Annotated in this window: 1 protein-coding gene; it reads left to right on the top strand. The window is 55.7% G+C overall.

Annotated elements, in window-relative coordinates:
* Positions 1–61: 61 nt before the first annotated feature.
* Positions 62–409: tryptophan 7-halogenase (locus B3187_RS13975; protein WP_286807089.1), on the top strand; the 348-nt coding region annotated here is incomplete at its 3' end.

The following is a 409-nucleotide window of genomic DNA, read 5'->3' on the forward strand; positions in this document are numbered from 1 at the left end:
CTTTTTTGCTGAAACTGCATGGGTTTTAAAACCATAACGATAAGCCAGGAGAAGAGTCATCATGACGGAAAGCGTTGGTCACGTTGTTGTCGTCGGTGGAGGCACCGCCGGTTGGCTTAGCGCCGCAATGATCGCCGCCCATCATAACGGTCACCGTCCGGACGGACTGAAGGTGACACTGGTGGAGTCTTCCGATATACCCACCGTCGGAGTGGGCGAGGGCACCTGGCCCACCATGAAAAACACGCTGCAGAAAATCGGGATCGATGAAAAAACCTTTTTCGCCCGCTGCCACAGCACCTTCAAGCAGGGCGGAAAGTTCATCGGCTGGCACACCGGAAACGGCGATGCCTACTACCATCCGTTCACTGTCCCAATCGCCTATGAGCGGCTGGATCTGGCGCCCTAT

Source organism: Marinimicrobium sp. UBA4209, assembly GCF_002381585.1.
In the GTDB taxonomy this organism is placed as follows: domain Bacteria; phylum Pseudomonadota; class Gammaproteobacteria; order Pseudomonadales; family Cellvibrionaceae; genus Marinimicrobium; species Marinimicrobium koreense.